Annotated in this window: 17 protein-coding genes; 7 read left to right on the top strand and 10 right to left on the bottom strand. The window is 70.5% G+C overall.

Annotation, left to right across the window (positions count from 1 at the left end; all coding sequences use genetic code 11):
• Positions 1–42: 42 nt before the first annotated feature.
• Complete coding sequence (locus tag ASC79_RS15915) at positions 43–621, bottom strand: DJ-1/PfpI family protein (RefSeq protein WP_056022364.1); 579 nt, start codon at positions 619–621, stop codon at positions 43–45.
• Between the two features lie 72 nt (positions 622–693).
• Positions 694–1,941 carry a Xaa-Pro peptidase family protein gene (locus ASC79_RS15910; protein ID WP_056022366.1) on the bottom strand — a complete coding sequence of 416 codons (1,248 nt, stop codon included), beginning with the start codon at positions 1,939–1,941 and terminating at the stop codon, positions 694–696.
• Positions 1,942–2,124: 183 nt separating this feature from the next.
• Here ASC79_RS15910 and ASC79_RS15905 point away from each other — a divergent pair, with 183 nt between their 5' ends.
• From ASC79_RS15905 to ASC79_RS15895, 3 genes are read left to right on the top strand one after another with little or no spacing between them, the layout of a single operon-like run.
• The gene (locus ASC79_RS15905; protein WP_056022369.1) at positions 2,125–2,931 is read left to right on the top strand and encodes a chorismate mutase; all 807 of its coding nucleotides are present in this window, start codon (positions 2,125–2,127) and stop codon (positions 2,929–2,931) included.
• 45 nt (positions 2,932–2,976) lie between these two features.
• Positions 2,977–4,107 carry a histidinol-phosphate transaminase gene (hisC, locus tag ASC79_RS15900; RefSeq protein ID WP_056022372.1) on the top strand — a complete coding sequence of 377 codons (1,131 nt, stop codon included), beginning with the start codon at positions 2,977–2,979 and terminating at the stop codon, positions 4,105–4,107.
• Positions 4,104–5,033 (top strand): prephenate/arogenate dehydrogenase family protein, encoded by a 930-nt coding sequence (locus ASC79_RS15895; protein WP_056022375.1) that lies wholly within the window; start codon positions 4,104–4,106, stop codon positions 5,031–5,033. Before hisC ends, ASC79_RS15895 begins: the two co-directional genes overlap by 4 nt.
• Here ASC79_RS15895 and ASC79_RS15890 read toward each other — a convergent pair.
• Complete coding sequence (locus ASC79_RS15890; RefSeq protein ID WP_056022378.1) at positions 5,030–7,060, bottom strand: elongation factor G; 2,031 nt, start codon at positions 7,058–7,060, stop codon at positions 5,030–5,032. The genes ASC79_RS15895 and ASC79_RS15890 overlap by 4 nt on opposite strands.
• A gap of 124 nt (positions 7,061–7,184) precedes the next feature.
• Here ASC79_RS15890 and ASC79_RS15885 point away from each other — a divergent pair, with 124 nt between their 5' ends.
• Positions 7,185–7,517, top strand: a complete 333-nt coding sequence (locus ASC79_RS15885; protein WP_056022381.1) for an SMR family transporter — start codon at positions 7,185–7,187, stop codon at positions 7,515–7,517.
• Positions 7,518–7,531: 14 nt separating this feature from the next.
• Here the strand turns inward: ASC79_RS15885 and ASC79_RS15880 are convergent, their stop codons facing one another.
• A complete protein-coding gene (locus ASC79_RS15880) occupies positions 7,532–8,191 on the bottom strand; it encodes a glutathione S-transferase family protein (protein WP_056022384.1) in 660 nt (219 codons plus the stop codon).
• Between the two features lie 48 nt (positions 8,192–8,239).
• Positions 8,240–9,178: a prolyl oligopeptidase family serine peptidase gene (locus ASC79_RS15875; RefSeq protein WP_056022387.1), complete on the bottom strand. Its 939-nt coding sequence runs from the start codon at positions 9,176–9,178 to the stop codon at positions 8,240–8,242.
• Positions 9,179–9,323: 145 nt separating this feature from the next.
• Here ASC79_RS15875 and ASC79_RS15870 point away from each other — a divergent pair, with 145 nt between their 5' ends.
• A complete protein-coding gene (locus tag ASC79_RS15870) occupies positions 9,324–10,088 on the top strand; it encodes a LytTR family DNA-binding domain-containing protein (RefSeq protein ID WP_056022390.1) in 765 nt (254 codons plus the stop codon).
• 240 nt (positions 10,089–10,328) lie between these two features.
• Here ASC79_RS15870 and ASC79_RS15865 read toward each other — a convergent pair whose 3' ends face one another.
• A complete protein-coding gene (locus ASC79_RS15865) occupies positions 10,329–13,142 on the bottom strand; it encodes an ATP-dependent DNA helicase (RefSeq protein WP_056022393.1) in 2,814 nt (937 codons plus the stop codon).
• Positions 13,143–13,210: 68 nt separating this feature from the next.
• Positions 13,211–13,639: a GFA family protein gene (locus tag ASC79_RS15860; protein WP_056022396.1), complete on the bottom strand. Its 429-nt coding sequence runs from the start codon at positions 13,637–13,639 to the stop codon at positions 13,211–13,213.
• 121 nt (positions 13,640–13,760) lie between these two features.
• Here ASC79_RS15860 and ASC79_RS15855 point away from each other — a divergent pair, with 121 nt between their 5' ends.
• Positions 13,761–16,232 (top strand): ligase-associated DNA damage response DEXH box helicase, encoded by a 2,472-nt coding sequence (locus ASC79_RS15855; RefSeq protein ID WP_056022399.1) that lies wholly within the window; start codon positions 13,761–13,763, stop codon positions 16,230–16,232.
• On the top strand, positions 16,229–16,951 hold the full coding sequence (gene pdeM, locus ASC79_RS15850) for a ligase-associated DNA damage response endonuclease PdeM (RefSeq protein ID WP_156378386.1): 723 nt from the start codon (positions 16,229–16,231) through the stop codon (positions 16,949–16,951). The genes ASC79_RS15855 and pdeM overlap by 4 nt, the downstream gene beginning before the upstream one ends.
• Here pdeM and ASC79_RS15845 read toward each other — a convergent pair whose 3' ends face one another.
• From ASC79_RS15845 to ASC79_RS15835, 3 genes are read right to left on the bottom strand one after another with little or no spacing between them, the layout of a single operon-like run.
• The gene (locus tag ASC79_RS15845) at positions 16,952–17,425 is read right to left on the bottom strand and encodes a DUF3429 domain-containing protein (protein WP_056022406.1); all 474 of its coding nucleotides are present in this window, start codon (positions 17,423–17,425) and stop codon (positions 16,952–16,954) included. It lies immediately after the preceding gene.
• A gap of 4 nt (positions 17,426–17,429) precedes the next feature.
• A complete protein-coding gene (locus tag ASC79_RS15840) occupies positions 17,430–18,188 on the bottom strand; it encodes a TIGR02186 family protein (RefSeq protein ID WP_056023651.1) in 759 nt (252 codons plus the stop codon).
• The gene (locus ASC79_RS15835; protein ID WP_056022409.1) at positions 18,188–19,108 is read right to left on the bottom strand and encodes a sulfite exporter TauE/SafE family protein; all 921 of its coding nucleotides are present in this window, start codon (positions 19,106–19,108) and stop codon (positions 18,188–18,190) included. Before ASC79_RS15835 ends, ASC79_RS15840 begins: the two co-directional genes overlap by 1 nt.
• Between the last annotated feature and the right edge of the window lie 5 nt (positions 19,109–19,113).

Genomic DNA, 19,113 nt, shown 5'->3' with positions numbered 1-19,113 from the left:
TACGCAAACCGGGATGACAACGGTGCGGCGCTCGCCGCCAGATCACCCCGTCAGCTCGGCCGCGCACATCGCCCGGAACTGCGCCAGACTGTCGGCCCGCTCGGGATGCAGCGCGCCTAGCACCTCGATCGTGAAGGTGACCGGCGCCGAGCCGGCCGCCGTCACCAGCGTCCCGTCGCGCACCGCCGCCGGCGTGTCGACATAAAGGTCCCAGGCGCGATAGCCGGGGCTGTAGTGGCGCATGAAATCAAGCGCGTTGGAGGTGTGCCGCCGGCTGTCCAGCAGGCCCGCGCGGGCCGCCGCCACCGTTCCGGCGCAGATCGCCCCCACCACCTTGCCGGCCTCGTCTGCGGCCCGCAGCACGGGGGCGATGTCCGGCGCGTCGTCGCCGGTCCATCCGTCCGATCCGACCACGACCAGGGCGTCGTAGGCGTCTGGGGTCAGGTCCTCGATGGCCGATCCGGGATTGATGGTCATGCCGCCCATCGAGGTGACCGGCCGCCCGCCCGGCGTGTGGAACGACGTCGCCCCGTCGAAATAGGTGCGGGCAGCGGCGCTCAGCTGCGCGTGCTCCCAGTCGGCGAAATTGTCGATGACGATGAAGGCGATGTGTTTGCCCATGGCGATACTCCAGACCCGCGATGACGAAACGCATCATCGCCGCTCCCGGCGCCAAAACCTGTCAGCAGGATGTCAGCCCATCGGCCGGTCGATCGCGGTCGGCGGTTTGGAGAACCAGCGCGGTCCCTGCTCGGTCATATAGAGGCAGTCCTCCAGCCGCACCCCGAACTGGCCGGGCAGGTAGAGCCCCGGCTCGTTCGACAGGCACATGCCCGGCGCCAGCTTCGTCGCCTCGCCGCGGACGAAGTTGATCGGCTCATGACCGTCCAGGCCGATCCCGTGCCCGGTCCGGTGCGACAGGCCCGGCAGGCCGTAGTCCGGCCCATAGCCCAGGCTCTCGTAGTAGCGCCGCACCGCGTCGTCGACGGCGCCGGCGGCCACGCCCACCTGGGCGGTCTCGAAGGCGATCTGCTGGCCGCGCGCCACCTCGTTCCACACCTTGCGCTGCGCGGCGGTCGGCTCTCCAAATACGAAGGTGCGCGAGATGTCCGACTGATAGCCCTCCACCGTGCAACCGCAGTCCATCAGCACCACCTCGCCCTCGCGAACGACCTGCGGCTTCTCCGAACCGTGCGGCAGGGCCGCGTCCGCGCCGACCAGGACCATCTCGAACTCCGGCGAACCGCCCAGCGCGCGGGTCGCCTTGTTCATGATCGCCCCGACGTCGGCGTGGGTCATCCCGCGCTGGACCTTTCCGTGGGTGTAGCGGTAGGCCGCGAGGGTGACGTCGGCCGCCAGCTGCATCAGCGCCAGTTCGGCCGGCGACTTGATCATCCGGCATCCGCGCACGACGTCGGCGCCTGAGACGAATTTCGCATCGGGCAGTCGCCGCGCCAGGCCATCATGGACGAAGAAGCGGACCGTCTCCTCGACGCCGATCTTGCCGCCCGCCAGCTTCCTGGCCTTCAGCCAGTCGGCGACGACCAGGGCCGGGTCCTCGTCCTCCTGCCAGACCCGCACCTCGCCGGGAACCGACAGGGTCTCGCGCACCGAAGGCTCCTCGAAGTGCGGCGTGACGATCAGCAGGTCGCCCTCGACCGGAATGATCGCCGCAGTGACCCGTTCGCTGCGCCACCAGCGCACGCCGGTGAAATAGGTCAGCGACGCGCCCGGCTCGACGATCAACGCCGACAGGCCTTGCGCCTTCATCAGCCGCTGCGCCTTGGCCACGCGCGCCAGACGCTCCTCGCGAGAGATCGGGACCGCCGCGCCGGTGATCTTGGTCAGTCCATCCGTCTGGGCCGCGGCGCTCGCGCCAAGCGTCGCCGCCAGCCCCGTTCCAGCCACACCGCTCAGGAAAGTCCGACGATCGACGCCCATCACATACCCCCGTTTCGGCGCCGCCCGCGCCTTGCCCCGCGTCACTCTGAAACGAGCCTTCAGCGCACTCAAGCCGCCAGCCTGGACAACCGGTTTCCCGTGCAACTTTTTTGCGGCGAAGGGGCCTATTGCGCCATCGTCTGCGATGACCTATGCGCCGAACCTTCGTTTTCGGGGGAAAGTATGGCCAAGGCCGATCCCAAGTCCGCTCCGCCCACCCTCGAGGCCGTCCGCGCGCGCATCGATGCGATCGACGCCCAGTTGCTGGCCCTGGTGGACGAGCGTGCGGGTCTGGCCGTGCAGGTCGCCGCCGCCAAGGCCGCCGCGGGCGACGCCTACAAGTTCGCCCTGCGCCCCGGCCGCGAGGCCCAGCTCCTGCGCACCTTGCTCGACAAGCCGCGCAACGCCGCCCGTCCCAGCCTGGTCGTCCGCATCTGGCGCGAACTGATCGGCGACAGCCTGTCGCGTCAGGGCCCGTTCCACATCTCGGTCTTCGGCGGCCGTGACCCTGGCCGTGCGGTCGAAGGCGCGCGCCTGCGCTTCGGCGCCGCCCCGTCCCTGCGGCAGGTCGCCAAGCCCGAGGACGCCATCGCCGGCGCCAAGACCCTCGGCGGCGTCGCCGTGCTCGCCCTCTCGTCGGACACGCCGTGGTGGGGCCGCCTGCTGGCCGAGCCCAAGCTCAAGGTGTTCGCCGCCCTGCCCTGCCTCGCAGCCTGGGGCCCGAACACCGCGCTCGCCGTCGCCGAGGTCGAGGTCGAACCGACCGGCGCCGACCTGACCTACTGGGTGACCGACGCGGGCGGCACGGCCCAGGCCATCGAGGACGCGCTCGGCCGCGACGGCGTCGCCGGCGACCTGATCGCCGAGGCCGGCGGCCTCAAGCTGTTCGCCCTCATGGGCTTCTACCAGGCGGGCGACGAACGCCTCGCCCGCGCGCCGGGCCGCCTGACCGGAGTCATCGGGGCTGCGCCGGCGCCGATCGACGTGTAAGACGGCGCTCCCTCCCATCGCCGCCGAGCCCCCGCCGCCGCACCCATGTCCGACACCGTTCTCGACCGCGCCTCCGCCTCGCGCCCGACGCCCAAGCCGGGCATCCTCGACATCGCCCCCTATGTGCCGGGCAAGTCGCAGGTCGACGGGGTCGAGCATCCGCTGAAACTGTCGGCCAACGAGAACATCCTCGGCTCCAGCCCCGCCGCGCGCGAGGCCTTCTCCACCGCCTTCGACCAGCTGCAGATGTACCCGGACGGGCGCTCGACCATCCTGCGCGCAGCGCTGGAGGCGACCTATGGCCTGGAGCCCGATCGCCTGCTGTTCGGCTGCGGCTCGGACGAGATCTTCCAGCTGCTCAACCAGACCTTCCTCGAGCCGGGCGACAACATCGTCCAGGGCGAGTTCGGCTTCGGCGCCTACGCCATCGGCGCGCGGGCCTGCCAGGCGGAAGTCCGCATGGCCCCCGAGCCCGGCTACCGCATCGACGTCGACGAGTTGCTCAAGCTGGTCGACAAGCGCACCCGCATCGTCTTCGTCGCCAACCCGGCCAACCCGACCGGCGCCTGGAACTCGGGCGAGGAGATCCGCCGCCTGCACGCCGGCCTGCCGCCCAGCGTCGTCCTCTGCCTCGACGGCGCCTATGCCGAGTTCTGCGATGACCCGGCCTACGAAGACGGCATGTCGATGGTCCGCGAATTCGAGAACGTCGTCGTCACCCGCACCTTCTCCAAGCTGCACGGCCTTGCCGCGCTGCGCGTCGGCTGGGCCTACATGCCGCCGGAGATGGCCGCCGCCGTCGACCGCATCCGCCTGCCGTTCAACGTCAACATCCCGGCCCAGCTCGCCGCTGTCGCCGCGCTCGGCGACGACGACTTCCAGCGCCGCTCGCTGGCCCTCGTGAATCAGTGGCGGCCGTGGCTGGCCCAACAGCTCGGCGGCCTGGGCCTCGAGCCCCTGCCCTCGGCCGCCAACTTCGTGCTGGTCGGCTTCCCCACCACGCCGGGCAAGACCGCCAAGGAGGCCGACGCCTTCCTCAGCGCCCGCGGCCTGATCGTCCGCTACGTGGCCGGCTACGGCCTGCCCAACCACCTGCGCATCACCATCGGCCTGGAAGCGCACAACCGCGCCGTGGTCGAGGCTCTGGCCGAATTCATGAAGGGACCCGCCGCATGAGCGTGATCTATCCGCGCATGGCGTTGATCGGCTGCGGGCTGATCGGCTCGTCCGTCATCCGCGCCGCCCGCGAGGCCGGCGCCGTCGGCCACGTCTTCGTCGCCGACGCCAGCGAGGCTCACCGCGCCCGCATTCTCGAACTCGGTTACGCCGACGAGGTCACCGGCGACATCGCCCAAGCGGTGAAGGACGCCGACCTCGTGGTCCTGGCCGTCCCGGTCCTCGCCATGGGTCAGGCCGCCCAGGCCGCCGCCGCCGCGCTGAAGCCCGGCGCCACTGTCACCGACGTCGGCTCGGTCAAGGGCTCGGTCGCCGACGCCCTGTCCAAGGCCCTGCCGGACAACGTCTTCGTCATTCCCGGCCACCCGATCGCCGGCACCGAGCACTCCGGCCCCGACGCCGGCCTCGCCGAGCTGTTCCAGAACCGCTGGGTGATCCTGACGCCGCAGCCGCGCGACGATGAGGCCTATGTCGAGGCCACCGGCCGCCTGGCCGAGTTCTGGCGCGCTCTGGGCGCCAATGTCGAACAGATGGACGCCGGCCATCACGACCTGGTCCTGGCCGTCACCAGCCACCTGCCCCACCTGATCGCCTACAACATCGTCGGCACCGCGGCCGACATGGAAGAGGTCACCCAGGCCGAGGTGATGAAGTACTCGGCCGGCGGCTTCCGCGACTTCACCCGCATCGCCGCGTCCGACCCGACCATGTGGCGCGACGTCTTCGTCGCCAACAAGGACGCGGTGCTGGAGATCCTCGGCCGCTTCACCGAGGACCTCCAGGCGCTGTCACGCGCCATCCGCTGGGGCGAGGCCGACAAGCTCTACGACCTCTTCAGCCGCACCCGCGAAATCCGCCGCGGCATCATCGCCGCCGGCCAGGAAAGCGCCGAACCCAACTTCGGCCGCGACCGCGGCAAGCACTAGGCCACGTGCTGCTCGCCCTTCGTCACCTGCTCGGCCAGCTTGCCGGGCAGCTCGGCCATGTGGTCGAACTGCGCGGTGAACTCGCCCAGCCCCTGGGTCAGGCCGCGCAGCTCCATGATCAGATCCTGTCGCTCGGCCCTGGGTAGGCAGACCTCGATCTCGTCCCAACCGCTCCAGCCCTCGCGCGGCTGGAAGCCCAGGATCTGCCCGCGCCGCGCCGACACCGCCTGGGTGATCTTCGAGGTCGAGGCCTGCGGCGCGTGGATGGTCAGCTTCTCGACCGGCTCCAGCAGATAGGGCGCGGCCGCCCGCAGGCCCTCGCTCATCGCCAGCCGTCCGGCGGCCCGGAAGCTCATCTCGGAGGAGTCGACGCTGTGGTACGAACCGTCGACCAGCACCACCTCGACGTCGGTCACCGGAAACCCGAAAGCGCCCCGCTCCATGGCGTCGCGCACGCCCTGCTCGACCGAGGGGATCCACTGCTTGGGCACCACCCCGCCGGTGATCTTCTGGGTGAACGAAAAGCCCTCGCCCCGCGCCCGCGGCCGGATCTCCAGCACCACGTCGCCGAACTGCCCATGGCCGCCGGTCTGCTTCTTGTGCCGCCCCCGCTGGGTGACGGGTTTGCGCAGGCTCTCCTGGTACGAGACCTTCGGCCGGCCGGTCGCCGCCTCGACCCCGAACCGCCGCTTCAGCCGCTCCAGCACCACCTGCAGGTGGGCCTCGCCGCGGCCGGAGATGATCGTCTCCTGGGTGGCCGGATCCTGAGCGATGACCATCGCCGGATCCTCCTCGGCCAGCTTGGTCAGCGCCGCCGACAGCCGCACGTCGTCCTTGCGGTCCTTGGCCGAGATCGACATCGAGTAGAGCGTCGCCGGCGGGAACGCCGGTTCGGCCGGCGCCCGCGCCTTGCCGTCCATCGACACCACCATGCCCGGCATCGCCGCCTCCAGCTTGCCGATGGCGACCACCTCGCCCTCCAGCGCCTTGTCGGTCTTGCGGCCGGCCGGCGATGAGAAGCTCGTCAGCCCGCCGGCCCGCCCCTTGTCTCCGGCGCTCAGCGTCAGCTCCTGGCCGTCGGCCAGTTCGCCCTGCATCACGCGGGCATAGGCGATCTTGCCGGCCTGACCGGCGTACGAGGTCTTGAAGACATAAGCGCAGGGCCCGTCCAGCCCCATCCGCGCCGCCGCCGCCATCACGTCCGGCGTCTCGTGCCGCAGCGCCTTCAGCAGCCGCCGGATCCCGAACCCGTTCAGCGCCGAGCCGAAGAACACCGGGGTGATCAGCCCCTGGGCGAGGTCCGCCACCAGGTCGGCGAACACCGCGTCCTGGCTGGGGCTGAGGTCCGAGAGCAGCTGCTCCATCAGTTCGTCGTCGAAGTCGGCCAACTGCTCCAGCATGTGGAACCGCGCATCGGCCTCCAGCGCCGCGACGTCGCCGGCAAGGTCGACCTGCTGGCTCGGCTGGCCGGGCCGGTAGACGAAGGCCCGCTCCAGCGCCAGATCGACGAATCCAGTGACGTGCTCCTTCTCGACCAGCGGGATCTGCCGCGCCACCAGCCGGTTCCCCGAGGCCGGGACAAGGGCGGCCATCAGCTCGTCCAGCCCGCCGCGCGCCTGGTCGATCTTGTTGACGAACACCGCGTGCGGAACCCGCCGCGCCTCCAGCTCCTTGAAGATCGGCTGCAGCAGGTGCGCCCGCGTCGGGTTCGGATCGGCGACGATGATCGCCAGGTCGACCGCCGGCAGCACATAGTCCTCGGTCCCGGCGAACTCGGGCGATCCGGGGCAGTCGATCACCGCATAGCGGTCGCCCATGAACTCGAAGCCCGCGATGTTGAACTCGATGGACTGGCCGCGCGATCGCGCCTCGGGGCTGGCGTCGCCGACGCTGGCCGCGCCCACCTCGCCCTGGCGCGCAATGGCGCCGGCCGCGAACAGCATGGCTTCCATGAGGGTTGTCTTACCGGCTCCCGCCGCGCCGACGAGGGCGATGGCGCGTGCGGCGCCGGTTCCTGGTCTGCCCATTGCAGGCCCTCCCAAACGTGAGGGCGCCCGCCTTTAGGCAGCGGGCGCTTGTGACCCCGACCGCCTATATGCTTCCACCCGCTGTGCGATCTGCACAAGCGCCGAGTTCGCTTGAGGAGTTGGGATGAACGGATACGTCTGGCTGGGCCTGGCCATCGTCGCGGAGGTGATCGCCACCACCGCCCTGAAGGCCTCCGACAGCTTCACCCGGCTGGTCCCATCCCTGGTCACCGCGGCGGGCTACGGCTTCGCCTTCTGGTGCCTGTCGCACTCGATGAAGACCGTGCCGGTCGGCATCGGCTACGCGATCTGGTCCGGCGTCGGCATCGTGCTGATCACCGCCATCGCCTGGGTGCTGTTCAAGCAGAAGCTCGACGCCCCGGCCCTGATCGGCATGGGCCTGATCCTGCTGGGCGTCCTCGTGATCAACGTCTTCTCCAGGAGCTCCGGGCACTAAGGCCGCCGGCCTGCCTACAGGAAGCGCGCCGGCATCAGCTCGCGATACGGGAAGTATTCGAAGAACGGCCGCGCCTCGTCGATCGCCCGGCTCACCGAAGGCCGCGCCAACAGCCGCTCGAAATAGGCCGAAAGCTCACCCTGCTCGTCGCCCCACGGCTCGACGATCCCGGCATAGAACAGCGCCGGGCTCGCCGCGCAGTCGGCCAGGCTGAAGGCCTCGCCCGCCGCCCAGGTCCGCCCGGCCATATGCCCGTCGATCAGGCCATAGGCCATCTGCAGCATCCCGCGCGCGTCCTCGACCCCACGCGGATCCTTCTCGCCCTCCGCCCGCATCCGGTCGGCGACGATCTTCTGCATCGGCGTCATCACGTACTGGTCGAACAGCCGGTCCCACAGCCGCGCTTCCAGCCGCGCCTCCGCGTCCGCAGGCAGCATCGGCGGGCCGGGATAGTGCATATCCAGATACTCGAGCTGGATGCTGGTCTCCGGCGCCACCCGTCCCCCGTCGACCAGTAGCGGGATCTTCGCGGTCGGCCACATCGCCGCGAACTCGCCCGCCGTCTGCGAAAGATCGACCACCCGCGCCTCGAACGGCGTCCCGCGCTCATAGAGCCCGATCAGCACCTTGTGGCAGTAGGACGACAGCGGATGGTAGTGCAGCACCAGGCTCATCGGCTCGGCTCCTTGCGAGGCGACAAATTCCCTCAAGGCCAGATAGCATCACAACCTGTCCTTCAGGAACCGCACCACCTCGTCATTGAACCGAAGGTGAAAGGCGGCGCGATCGAACCCCGGCGTCGGCGCGCAGATCGCCGGCGCGGCGGCCGCCAGCTGCGGCGTGCACGGCCGCAGGAAGTCGAAATGGCCGGCGCCCTCGACGCGGTGAAACTCCGGCTTCGTCGGCAAGGCGTCGCGGACTGGCTCGACGTACCACGGCGCCGGCAGCACCTCATCGCTTCCCGCCTGCCAGAGTTGGACCGGCTGCTTGGCCGCGGCCAGCCGCTCACGCGTGAAAGCGAACCCCAGCGCCGGGGCGGCCACCACCACGGCCTTGATGCGCGGGTCATGGGTCCAGCGCGGGGTCTCCGGCCCCACCGGGCGGGCGGCGATCAGGCGGCAGTCGTAGAAGCCCGGATGGGCGCGGCAGTGCTCGGCGATGCGGGAAAGGTCCGCCTCTCCCCCCGCCGCCGTCAGCACCGTGAACCCGCCGGCCGAGAACCCGAACGCGCCGACCCGTTCGGGATCTATGGCGGCGCGCCCTTCCCAGCCCGTCAGCATGTACTCGATCAGGACCGACAGCTGTCGCGGGCGAGCGGCCACGTCGGTCGCCCGGCTCTGGTCGCGCCAGTTGTCCCCGGTATGGGTCAGGGCCGCGACCACGAAGCCCGCGCGGGCCAGGGCCTGCGCCGTATCCTCGTGACTGCGGAAGTCTCCGCCGTTGCCGTGTGAGATCACCACCAGCGGCAGGCCGCTGACAGGACCGGGCGGCGACCAGACCCCGGCCTCGATCGCCGGACCATCGCCGTCCGGCACGACCAGCCGCGAAAAGACCGTCCCATCGGCCGGCCTCGTCATAGGCGGCGGCCCAGGCGACGGGACCGGCTCGGACGCGGCGGAGGACAGGGCCGCCAGGGCGGCGATCAGGGGCAGCAGGGACATTTGCGGGGCGCTCTCGAACTGAAGTTGCGTGACAGCCGTTGCCGCCAGCCGCCGCCCCCCGCCAGCGCTTCTGCGTGAATGGGCGAATGGGTTCGCGGCCGGGCGAACGGCTGCGGCGCAGGCTCGCCTTTGCTAGTGTCGGCGCATGGAATCGGCTGGCGCAAAGCAGACGAGTTGGCGGTCGGCCGCGGCGGGCTTCGGCGCGGCGACCGTGCTTGGACTGATCCTGGGCGCCATCGGGCCGTTCGGCAGCTACCTCAACGACGCCGCGCCCCTGCGCATGGCCTACTGGGTCGCCAATCTATGGGTCGGGTGGCTGGCCTTCGGGTTCAGCCTGCCGCGCCTCTCCGCCTGGGCCGCCCGGCGCGGCGCGCCCCTCTGGCTATGGACGCCGCCGGCCGTCGCCCTGCTGGCCGTCCTGCCGGCGGTGGTCAGCCGCACCCTGGCCTTGCGGCTCTGGCCCGTCGTCGCCGGGGTCCACTGGCTCGAATGGTACGTTCAGTGCCTGCTGATCAGCGCCCTGATCACCGCCGGCGTGCTCTGGGCGACCCGTCCGCGCGCCGCGGCCGGCGGTCCGAATCCCGCCTCTGCCGATCCGCGTGAGCGCTTGGCCCCGCAGCTCGGCCGCGCAGTGCTTTGCCTGCAGATGGAGGACCACTACGTCCGGGTCCATACGACGCAAGGATCGGCCCTGGTGCTGATGTCCCTGTCTCAGGCGATTGACGGCCTGAAGGACCTTGAGGGCGTGCAGACGCACCGCTCCTGGTGGGTCGCCCGCTCGGCGATCACCGGCGTCGTGGAGGATGGCCGGAACCTGCGGCTGAGCCTGAAGGGCGGCCTCGAGGCGCCCGTCTCCCGCGCCCGCGTCGGCCGGCTGCGCGAAGACGGCTGGCTCGTGAGCGGCCAGTAGCCCCGACGCTGTCATCCCGGTTTGCGCAGCAAGACCGGGACCCATGAACACCAGATGGACCAGACTTCGGCCCGGCCTCGCCCCATCTGCCGTCGTCGGCGCGAATGGGTCCCGGACAAGCGCTGACGCGCTTTCCGGGATGACACTCTGGGGTCACCCCGCCCGGCGCCCAGCGCTTTCATCCTCCGAAGTGGGCGAGGCCCCCAAGCCGGGACGCAGCGGCGTGAGCCGAACCCCCACCTACTCCGCCGAAATCGGCGCCGGCGGCCCCAGGAACTCCGTCACCGCCTCGATGACATCGACCAGGCCCAGCCGGTCGACCCGCACGCCTTCGGGCAGGCCCGAGAACAGCCGCGTCGGGGCGGCGGCGTCCAGCATCACGAACACGCCCTTGTCGTCGGCCCGGCGAATCAGGCGGCCGAAGGCCTGGCTGATGCGGGCGCGGGCGACGTTGTCGTCATAGACCTTGCCGCCGAACCGGGTGCGGCGGGCCTTGTGCAGGATGTCGGGACGCGGCCACGGCACGCGGTCGAAGGCCAGCAGCCGCAGCGAGCGGCCCGGCACGTCGACCCCGTCGCGAACGGCGTCAGTGCCCAGCAGGCACGAGTCCTCCTCGGCCCGGAAGATATCGACCAGGGCGCCGACCTCCAGCGGGTCGACATGCTGGGCGTAGAGCGCCAGCCCCTTGTCGGCCAGCGGCGCGGCGATCCGCTCGTGCACGGCCCGCAGGCGTCGGATGGCGGTGAACAGGCCGAGGCCGCCGCCGCCAGCCGCCAGGAACAGCTCGCGCATCGCCGCGGCCACCTGGCGTGGGTCGTCGCGGCCGATGTCGGTGACCACATAGGCCCGCGCATTGGCGGCGTAGTCGAACGGCGAGGTCAGCTTCAGGGTCTTGGGGCGGTCGGGCAGCCGCGCCGCGCCGGTGCGCATTTCCGCCAGGGCGAACGGATCGTCCAGGGTCGGATCGGTCAGGGTGGCGCTGGTCACCAGCACCCCGTGCGCCGGGGCGATCACGGCGTTGGTCAGCGGCTCGGTCGGGTCGACCCAGTGCCGGCGGCAGGCGGCGTCCACCACCCGGCCATAGAGGAAGGTGGCGTCGAACCAGTCGACGAAGTCCGGATCGTCCTCGGCGTCCTCGTCGATGGCCCGCAGCATCGAGCGCCAGGCCGGCAGCAGCATCCGGCAGCGGCGGTCGAGGCCGCGCAGCGCGCCTTCGATCCGCCCCCGGTCGCTGGTCACGATCTGGCTGGCTTCCTCGTCCAGCAAGTCTTCCAGGTGGCGCGCCAGCGCCAGCAGCGGGGCCTCGATCTTGGCCAGGGCCGCAGCGGCATCGCGGGCCGTCGTGCGCACCAGGTCCAGGGCCGGCCGCGCCGCGCACTCCATCCCGACGTCGGACGGCGCGGCCCTCGCCCGCAGCTGCTCGATCACCGCCACCAGGAAGGCCTCGATCGGGCCGATCGGGTTCACCTCGCCGTTCGGCGGGGCGATGCGCCCGGACCAGCCTTCGCCCGGCAGGGCGGCGGCGGCATGCAGGGCCGAGGTCAGCGCTTCGCGCGCATCCTCGCGGTCGCCCAGCATGTCCATCAGCCGCGCTTCGAGACCGCGGCCGCGCCGGCCCCGGCCTTCCGGGCCGCGGATCCAGCGGCGCAGTTCGGCGGTCTCCTGACCCGACAGCGCCGCGGCGAAGGCGGCGTCGGCGGCGTCGAACAGGTGGTGGCCCTCGTCGAACACGATGCGCTTCAGCTGGGTGGTCTCGCCGTCGCCCTTCGAGCCGCGCGCCGCACGCGCGCCGTCGAACGCGGCCTGGGTCAGGACCAGCGCATGGTTGGCGATCACCAGGTCGGCCTTGCGCGAACCGCGGATCGCCTTCTCGACGAAGCAGGTCCGATAGTGCTGGCAACCGGCATGGACGCACTCGCCGCGCCGATCGACCAGGTTCGCCGCCGACGCCTGCCCCGTCGCCGGGACCGCGAACAGGGTCGGCAGCCAGGCCGGGAAGTCGCCGCCGGTCATGTCGCCGTCGCGGGTGGCCCGCGCCCAGCGCGCGGTCAGCGCCATGCCGATCAGATCGGCCCCGCCCTGCTGGGCGGTGTTGGCCATGTCCTGGAAATTGAGCAGGCAGAGATAGTTCTCGCGCCCCTTGCGGACGACGGCCTTCTTCGCCCTGACCTTCGGGTCCGGATAGATCGAATGGCTCTCGCGTTCGATCTGCCGCTGCAGGGCGCGGGTGTAGGTCGAGACCCAGACCGACGGCCCGTTGGCCTCGGCCCACAGCGAGGCGGGCGCCAGGTAGCCCAGGGTCTTGCCGACGCCGGTGCCGGCCTCGGCCAGCATCATCCGCGGCTCGCCCTCCCGCTCGCGCGGCGCGAAGGCGAAGGCCGCCTCCTGGGCGTACTCGGCCTGGGCCGGACGGGTCTCGTCCAGGCCCGAACGCTGCAACAGTTCGGCCAGCCGCCTGCCGGCGTCCTCGGGCGCGACAGGTTTGGAGCTGGCTTCGCCCGGCGGCGCCTGGTCCTCCCACTCGGCGATGCGGGTCCAGACGTCCAGGCCCGAGGTGCGGAACTGGTTGCCGACCGGGGCCGAGCGCAGGGCGGCGACGACCGAAGGCCCCCAGGCCCACCCCGCGCGCATCATCGTCTCGGCCTGCGCCAGCGCTTCCTCGCGGCTCGGCTGCGGGCTGAGCGCCAGTTCCTGCAGAAGCTGCGCGCAAGCCGCGCGCAGCGCCTCGGCCTGCGCCTGCGCGCCCTTCGGCTCGGGCTGGCCGAGCGCCAGCGCCAGACCCACGGAAGACGGCGCACAGAAGGTCGCCGGCCGCGTAAAGGCGTAGAGTTCAAGCGCGTCGAACAGACCGGGCATCCGCGGCGGAGCATTGAGCCCCAGCCGCCGCGCGGTCATCGAGGCGTGGGCCACCAGCACCGGGCCGCGCTGGATCAGGTCGCGCGCGTCCGGCGCCCGGATCGTCTGACCGCCCTGCACGTCGGCGACCGCCGCCCGGGGCCCAGGCAACACCACCAGGGCGGGCGCAAGATCCAGACTCGTTGTCGGGGCGTTCACACCGCCTTGCTAGCCGCTTTCGGCAGGAAACGGAAAGGGAACGTTGAAAACCTGCCGATAGGCCGCAATTACTCGCCGATAGCCTCGCCGGAGCCGCCGAACTCGGCCGGGAAGTCCTTCAGTTTAGGCAGGCCGTCCTTCATCCGCAGAACGGTCTCGGCATAGTTGACGTGAACCCCGGGAGTGAATTCGAGCGTCGGCAAGGTCGCGGCGAAAACGTCGATCAGCTTGAGCGGCGGATGATTGGTCATCAAGTGCCCGCCGCACTTGCTGCAATACTGGCGCTCGCTCATGTCGGTCTTGGCGAAGGTCGCCAGATGCTCCTCTCCCGCCGTCACCCTGACCGCGGAAGGCTCCCAGAGACTGAAGGCGTTCACCGGCCCGCCGGACCACGATCGGCAGGATCTACAATGGCAATAGCCCATGGCTGCCGGTTGGCCGGTGACCTCGATCTTTACTGCGCCACAGAAGCACTCACCCGGATAGGACTGAGACATGCTCGGCTCCTCGTCAGCTTATGCGTGACGCTGGCAGTCTACGCTCCCGCAGGGCGCCGACTACCGACTCAGGGGCGCAAGAAACCGATGAAACGGAACGGGAACATGTTATAGGCGAACCATGGCCGACAGCCCGGCAAGCCCGCCAGATCTGTTACCTGCAAGGTTCGCCGCCTGGTTCCATGACCGCGGCTGGAGCGCGCGCGCGCACCAGCTCGAAATGGTCGCCAGGGCCCGCGAGGGACGCGACGCCCTGCTCATCGCGCCCACCGGCGGCGGCAAGACACTGGCAGGTTTCCTGCCCAGCCTGATCGAGCTGGCGCAGCGCCCGCCCGCCAACGCCCCGCGCGGCATCCATACGCTCTACATCTCGCCGCTGAAGGCCCTGGCCGTCGACGTCGAGCGCAACCTCATGGCGCCGATTCTCCAGATGGGCCTGCCCATCGTCGCCGAGAGCCGCACCGGAGACACCGGCCAGGCGCGTCGTCAGCGCCAGCGGGTGAAGCCGCCCGACATCCTGCTGACCACCCCCGAGCAGCTGGCGCTGTTCTGCGCCTGGGAAGGCGCGCGGCTATATTTCGAGAACCTCTCGTGCGTCATCCTGGACGAGATCCATACCCTGCACAGCTCCAAGCGCGGCGACCTGTTGGCGCTCGACCTGGCGCGGCTGCAGCAGTTCGCGCCGAACCTGCGGCGCGTGGGCCTCTCGGCGACCGTGGACGATCCCGACGTGATCCGCCGCTGGATGGGCTATGGGCGCCAGGCCGACACCCACGAGTCCGTCGCCCTGGTGCGCGGCCCCGGCGGCGCGCAACCGATCGTCGACATGCTGCTCTCGGAGGGCAAGGTGCCCTGGGCTGGTCACACGGCCAAGCACGCCATGGACGAGGTCTACGAGGCCATCAAGCAGGCCCGGACCGCCCTGGTCTTCGTCAACACCCGCTTCCAGGCCGAGTTCGCCTTCCAGGAGCTCTGGCGGCTGAACGAGGACAATCTTCCCATCGCGCTGCACCACGGCAGCCTGGCCGCCGAGCAGCGGCGCAAGGTCGAGGCGGCGATGGCGCGCGGCGAGCTGCGGGCCGTGGTCTGCACCTCGACCCTCGATCTCGGCATCGACTGGGGAGACGTCGATCTCGTCATCCAGCTGGCCAGCCCGAAGGGCGCCAGCCGCATGGTCCAGCGGATCGGCCGCGCCAACCACCGTCTGGACGAGCCCTCGCGCGCCCTGTTCGTGCCGGCCAACCGCTTCGAGATGCTGGAGTGCCAGGCCGCCCGCGAGGCCATCGCCGAGAACCGCTTCGACGGCGAGCCGACCCGCATCGGCGCGCTCGACGTGCTGGCCCAGCACGTCATGGGCTGCGCCTGTTCCGAGCCGTTCGATCTGCTGGCCCTCTATGACGAGATCACCAGCGCCGGTCCCTACCGCGACCTGCCGTGGGAGGACTACGAACAGGTCGTCGATTTCGTCTCCACCGGCGGCTATGCGCTGAAGACCTATGACCGCTTCCGCCGGATCGTGAAGACCCTCGACGGGCGCTGGACCGTTCGCAACGCCGAGACCGCCCAGCGCCACCGGCTGAACGTCGGGGCCATCGTCTCGCCGGCCATGCTCGCGGTCCGCATCTCCATGGGCCGCGGCCGCGCCGGCCGCAAGATCGGCGAGGTCGAGGAGGGCATGCTGGAGATGCTCGATCCCGGCGACACCTTCGTCTTCGCCGGTCAGGTCTGGGCGCTGGTCGCCGTCACCGGAACCGAGGTGCTGGTCAGTCCGGCCGTCAATCGGGATCCCAAGATGCCGTCCTGGGGCGGTTCGAAGTTCGCGCTGTCGACCTTCCTGGCCAAACGCGTGCGCGAGCTGATGTACGACCAGGAGCACTGGAAGGTGCTGCCCGCGGACGTCCGCGAATGGTTGGAAATTCAAAGGGATCACTCGCTGATCCCGCCGGCCGACGACCTGCTTCTGGAAACCTTTCCCCGCGGCAAGCGCCACTTCATGGTGGTCTATCCGTTCGAAGGCCGCCTCGCCCACACCACGCTCGCCATGCTGCTGACCCGCCGCCTGGAGCGCATGGGCGCCGGACCGCTGGGCTTCGTCTGCAACGATTACGCGATGGCGATCTGGGCGCTGAAGCCTATGGACGGCCTCGATTTCGACGAGCTCTTCGCCCAGGACATGCTGGGCGACGACCTTGAGGCCTGGCTCGCCGAGAGCTTCATGATGAAGCGCGCCTTCAAGGGGTGTGCGATCATCTCGGGGCTCATCGAGCGGCGCTTTCCAGGCCATGAGAAGAGCGGCCGCCAAGTGACCTTTTCGACGGACCTGATCTACGACGTGCTGCGCCGCCACCAACCCGACCACCTGCTGCTGCGCTGCGCGCGCGAGGACGCCGCCACCGGGCTGATCGATGTCGCGCGACTGGGACAGTTGCTAGAGCGGATCTCCGGGCGTATCCGCCACTCGCCGCTGGAGCACCTGTCGCCGTTCTCGGTGCCGATCCTGCTGGAGATCGGCAAGGAGCGTTCGCCCGGCGGCGCGGCCGACATGATCCTGGCCGAGGCCGAGGAAGACCTGATCGCCGAGGCCATGTCGTGAGCGCGGTCGCCGAGCCCTACGCCTTCGCCATCAGTCCCTGCGGCGGCCTGCGCACGAGGCTGAACGGCGCGGCCGTCACCCTGCGGCCAAGCGGCGCCTTATGGATCGAGGCTGCGCGCATGCTGGTGGTCGCCGACCTCCACCTGGAAAAGGGCTCCTCCTACGCCATGCGCGGCCAGATGCTGCCGCCCTACGACACCCGCGACACCCTGCGCCGGCTGCAGGCCGAGGTGGTGGCGGCCCAGCCGGACGCCGTCGTCCTGCTGGGCGACACCTTCCATGATCGTTCCTCGGAAGACCGGCTGGCCCGCGACGACGCCGAGGGGCTCCGCGCGCTCAGCGGCCTGACGCGCCTCGTCTGGGTGGTCGGCAACCACGACGCCGACGGTCCCCGCCGCCTGCCCGGCGACGTCGCCGACGAAATCGCGGTCGAGGGCCTGATCCTGCGCCACGAACCGACGCCCGGCCGCCAGGACGGCGAGGTCGCCGGCCACCTGCACCCCTGCGCTCGCGTCGTCGCCTCGCGCGGCAGCGTGCGCCGGCGCTGCTTCGTCACCGACGGACTGCGGATGGTCGTGCCGGCCTTCGGCGCCTATGCGGGCGGGCTGAGCATCCGGGACGAGGCGTTCTCGGGGCTGTTCGGGCGCCCACCGCTGTGCGGCGCGCTGGGCGCGGGACGGGTGCACGCCGTCGGCTGGCGATCGGTCGCCGGCGACTAGCTACATCCGCAGGGTCTGTTCCAGCGCCAGGGCCAGCGAGACGCAGGCGCCCAAGGTCAGCGAGGTCATCAGCCGCGGATAGCGGGCCGGCACGTCCGGCGCGGCATGGTCGTAGAGCCACTGCAGGATGAAGGCGGCCATGAAGCCGCAGAGCAGCCACGAGGTCTCGACCGACCCGCGCGCGAAGATCAGCGTCCAGGCCACGGTCGGCGAAATCACCGAGGTCGCCAGCCGCGTCCAGCGCGGCGTCGCCCGCGCGCTCTCCAAGCCCCAACGGATGCCGCCCAGGAACCCGAGCACGATCGCCGACCAGGTCAGCAGCACGGTCAGGGCCGGCCCGCTCAGGTCGGTCGGCCCATAGACATAGGTCAGGGCCGACGCCGGGAACGGCGCAAGCCCGAACAGCGCGATGACCCATAGCGGGCCCGGTGCCGAGGCCTCGGCATGGACATGGCCGTCGGTGTGAATTTCCACGCGGTCAGTTCCTCCGGAAGGCCACCGAAGCAGCCCAGCCCGCGGCCAGGGCGATCGCCACCGAAGCCAGACCGTACGACCATGGCCTTCGATGGGCGAAAAGGTAAAGCGCCCGCTCCACGCCGGCCTTCTCGACCGTCAGTCCGCGCGTGCGGCTCGACACCGGTTGGCCGTCCTGGAACAGAAAGATGTCGGCGGAGTAGACGCCGATCGGCGCGCCCGTCGGCAGGTCGATCTCGGCCTTGAACAGGCCCTTGTCGACAAAGCTGACCCCGCGGGCGTCCGCAGCGTAGAGGCCGCTCTCCTCCTTGAGCCGCACGACGGCGCGCCGCCAGTCGAGATAGTCCGCGCCCAGCCCGCTCACCACGACGTCGCGGACGCCGTAGCGGGTCTCTGTGCGCTGCTCCATGGGCGCGTTGATACGCAGATGGTCCACGCCAGCGCCCAGCCTTCGCAGGGTGCTGAAGCTGGCGATCTCATCGAGCGGCCTGGTCGAGGCGGCCATGTAGAAGCCAGGCGCGCCCTCGAACACCACCGGCCGCGAGTTCACCCAGATCCCGGCGATGCGGGTCTTGCGCGCCATGCGGACCGGCGCATCGGGGCCGCGCACGATGACGACGACGTCGCTCGGCTTCTGGCTGGGATCGAGCACTGCGCCGTAGAGCACGATGCGGGCGCCACGGAAGCTAGACGTCACCCGCACATTGGTGGTCGTCAACGCGGCGGAGACGGCGGCCGGCGGCATGTCCAGGGCCGCGACCATCATCCGTTCCCCGTCATCAGGACGAAGGGCTCGGAGGGCGTGAAGAACAGGCCCAGCCCCATGCGCAGGCCCACCGCCAGCACGATGATCGCCAGCAGCGCCCGCAGTTCCTCGGCGCGGAACCGCGACGAAGCCCGCGCCCCGACCTGAGCCCCCAACACGCCGCCGATCAGCAACAGGGTCGCCAACACCACGTCGACGGTCTGGTTGCGCCCCGCCTGCAGCACGCTGGTCAGCGAAGTGGTGATGATGATCTGGAAGAGGCTGGTGCCGACGACCACGCCTGCCGGCATGCGCAGGATGTAGACCATGGCCGGCACCAGGACGAAGCCGCCGCCGACGCCCATGATCGCCGACAGGATGCCGACAAATACCCCCAGCAGGATCGGCGGGATGACGCTGATGTAGAGCCGTGAGCGGGGGAACCGCATCTTGAACGGCAGACCATAGAGCCAGGGCGGCCGGCGGTCCTTCCGGGGCTTGGGCGCATCGCCGCGCCGCCGGCGCAGGATGGAACCCAGCGATTCCCAGAGCATCAGGGCGCCGATCACCCCGAGGAAGACCAGATAGGACAGCGAAACGACGAGGTCGGCCTGGCCCAGCAGCCGCAGCCAGCGGAACACCTCGACCCCTAGCAACGAGCCGACCGCGCCGCCGGCCGCCAGAACGCCGCCCATCCGAAAGTCGACGGCCTTGCGCCGGGTGTAGGAGATGACGCTGGAGGTCGAGGACGCCGCGACGTGGTTGGCCTCGCTGGCCACCGCGACCGCGGGAGGGATGCCCAGGAACACCAGCACCGGCGTCATCAGAAAGCCGCCGCCGATGCCGAACAGCCCGGAGATGAAGCCCACCGCCGCGCCAAGCGCGATCAGCAGAGGCGCATTCACCGAGACTTCCGCGATGGGCAGATAGAAATCCAAGAGCG

The organism is Phenylobacterium sp. Root1290, from assembly GCF_001425305.1.
In the GTDB taxonomy this organism is placed as follows: domain Bacteria; phylum Pseudomonadota; class Alphaproteobacteria; order Caulobacterales; family Caulobacteraceae; genus Phenylobacterium.
This window is presented reverse-complemented; position numbering and strand designations above follow the sequence as displayed.